Genomic DNA, 2,419 nt, shown 5'->3' with positions numbered 1-2,419 from the left:
AATTATGTAGCTCATGTGGATCTATTAAAAGAGATTTAAAACTTAAAGATAGAACATATAAATGCTCATGTGGTCTAAGTATAAATAGAGATTACAATGCAAGTATTAATCTTAGTAGATACGAATTAGCAATTTAATCACTATCAAGATATTGTTAATATGTAGGGTGCGTTGTACCCGAATTTACGCCTTTGGACTGTCATATCAAATGAAAGTAGTATATGAATTTATTCATTACAAAATCAGACAGGTTGAATAAGGAATCAAACAAGCTTTATAAAGTTTTATAAGGTTTTGGCAACGGAGAAAAAATATGAGATTAGATAAATATCTTAAGGTTTCAAGAATTATAAAAAGAAGAACAGTTGCTAAAGAAGCATGTGAAAATGGAAGAGTTTCTATTAATGGTAAAATAGCAAAAGCATCTACAGATGTTAAAGAAGATGATATTATAGAAATTCAATTTGCCAGCAGATCTTTAAAAGCTAAAGTTGTAAATATAGCTCAACATGTTAAAAAAGAAGATGCCAAGGATATGTACATTATTCTTGAAGGCGAAGAAGATAAGGAATAATAATTTAGAATAATTTTATTTATCCTACATATATTTTTAATATCAATTTATGTGGGAGAAAGACATGGACGAAATTAAAAAAAGCAATCTATCATTGGAAAATAGAAAAAAACTTACACTAACAGGAGTAATTGAAATTATCAATTTTGATGAGGAAACAATACTTCTAAATACCAGTCTAGGGAAAATAACTGTTAAAGGTGAAGGATTAAAGGTGGATAAATTAGATGTACAAAATGGAGAAGTAATCATTGCAGGAATGATTTCATCTTTAGTATATTCTAAAAAAGGCGTAAAGAAGAGCAAAAAAGATTTTATAAAAAGGATATTTAAATAAAAGGTAATATGCCATTAGAATTAAGTGTTCAATTTAATATAGTTATTTATAGCCTTTTAGCAGGGATATTGACTGGTATGTTTTTTGATGTGTATAGAATTATACGTGGACTAAATGTTAATAAAATATTGATATGGATAGAAGATTTGCTATTTTGGATTTTATGTTCCGGAATAATATTTACATTTTTATTATACTTTAATTACGCATTTTTAGGAGTATACGTTTATTTATTTATATTTATATCATTAATATTGTATTTTAAGATACTAAGTGAAAAAATTATTAAAATCGAAAAAATTATCATAATGAAAATATTTAAAGGATTTCGTATAACATTTAAAAATATTATCTACCCTTTAAAAATTATTTTAGAAAAAATGGAAAATAAAAAGTGAAGAACTATCAAAAATAACTTGAATAAAATACGCATTGTGATTACAATATACTTATAGATTTTATTAATGAGGTGCTATGGATGAAAAAAAAGTTAACAATAAAAAACTTAATAATCTTAGTACTTTCAGTTATTTTTATTGTGAGTCTTGTTAGGCAAGAAAAAACAATGAAAAGGATAGAAGAAGATATACAAGCTAAGCAAGAACAGCTTCAAGAGTTACAAGAAAAGAATGAAAGACTTCAAGAAGAAAATTTGAAAGCTCAATCAGATGAATATCTTGAAAAGTTGGCTAGAGAAAGACTTAATATGGTGAAAAATGGTGAAACTTCAGTAGAGATGAAAACTGTTGATTCAAATTCACAAGACTAGGTTATTATATCTAAATAACATATATATTATTTTAAGGAGGAATCTTTTAAACATGACCTTAGAGGCAGGAAACATATTAGAAGGAACAGTAGTTAACATTACGAATTTTGGAGCCTTTGTAGAAGTGAACGGTAAGACAGGATTAGTACACATTTCAGAAGTGGCAGATTCATTTGTAAAGGATATAAGAGAACATTTAAGTGAACAAGATAAAGTTAAAGTTAAGGTTATCTCAATAGATGATAATGGTAAAATTAGCTTATCTATAAAGCAAGCAAATGTTAAGAAAAAATCAGTAAAACCAATGGAATTTGATTGGAATAGTGAAAAGAACACTAAAGCTTCAAATTCAAACTTTGAAGATAAAATATCTAAGTTTTTAAAAGATAGCGAAGAAAAGATGCAAGATGTTAAAAGACATCAAGAATTTAAGAGTAAGAATAGTAAAAACAGATCTTAATTAGTTTTAGATCATATAGATATAGAGGAGAGATGCTTGATTTTATTAAGCATCTTTTATTTTAGTATTTATACGTGTTTAGAGTAAGCTTAAAAAAGAAAATAAAAAAAGTATAAAAAAATGTTGACAGGATGTTAATGATGCTATATAATTAATTTTGTCGCTGGGAACAGCAGAAAGGAAACAGCTTGCCGAAGTGGCGGAACTGGCAGACGCACAGGACTTAAAATCCTGCGGTGGTTAAACACCGTACCGGTTCGATTCCGGTCTTCGGCACCA

The 2,419-nt window shown here is 27.4% G+C and carries 6 protein-coding genes and 1 tRNA gene; all 7 read left to right on the top strand.

All coding sequences use genetic code 11. From position 1 onward, the window contains the following. The coding region (locus tag BM384_RS16720; protein ID WP_139232165.1) for a zinc ribbon domain-containing protein at positions 1–137 on the top strand (137 nt) is incomplete at its 5' end. Between the two features lie 176 nt (positions 138–313). Next, entirely contained in the window at positions 314–574 is a 261-nt protein-coding gene (locus tag BM384_RS16715) for an RNA-binding S4 domain-containing protein (protein WP_090015348.1), read from the top strand. 49 nt (positions 575–623) lie between these two features. Next, positions 624–911: a sporulation protein YabP gene (gene yabP / locus BM384_RS16710; protein WP_090015346.1), complete on the top strand. Its 288-nt coding sequence runs from the start codon at positions 624–626 to the stop codon at positions 909–911. Positions 912–919: 8 nt separating this feature from the next. After that, a complete protein-coding gene (gene yabQ, locus BM384_RS16705; RefSeq protein WP_090015344.1) occupies positions 920–1,309 on the top strand; it encodes a spore cortex biosynthesis protein YabQ in 390 nt (129 codons plus the stop codon). A gap of 80 nt (positions 1,310–1,389) precedes the next feature. Further along, positions 1,390–1,680: an FtsB family cell division protein gene (locus tag BM384_RS16700; protein ID WP_090015343.1), complete on the top strand. Its 291-nt coding sequence runs from the start codon at positions 1,390–1,392 to the stop codon at positions 1,678–1,680. A gap of 52 nt (positions 1,681–1,732) precedes the next feature. Continuing rightward, a complete protein-coding gene (locus BM384_RS16695) occupies positions 1,733–2,140 on the top strand; it encodes a S1 domain-containing RNA-binding protein (RefSeq protein WP_090015341.1) in 408 nt (135 codons plus the stop codon). A gap of 190 nt (positions 2,141–2,330) precedes the next feature. Continuing rightward, positions 2,331–2,419, top strand: a tRNA-Leu gene (locus BM384_RS16690).

The organism is Clostridium sp. DSM 8431, from assembly GCF_900116755.1.
Lineage (GTDB): Bacteria > Bacillota > Clostridia > Clostridiales > Clostridiaceae > Clostridium.
This window is presented reverse-complemented; position numbering and strand designations above follow the sequence as displayed.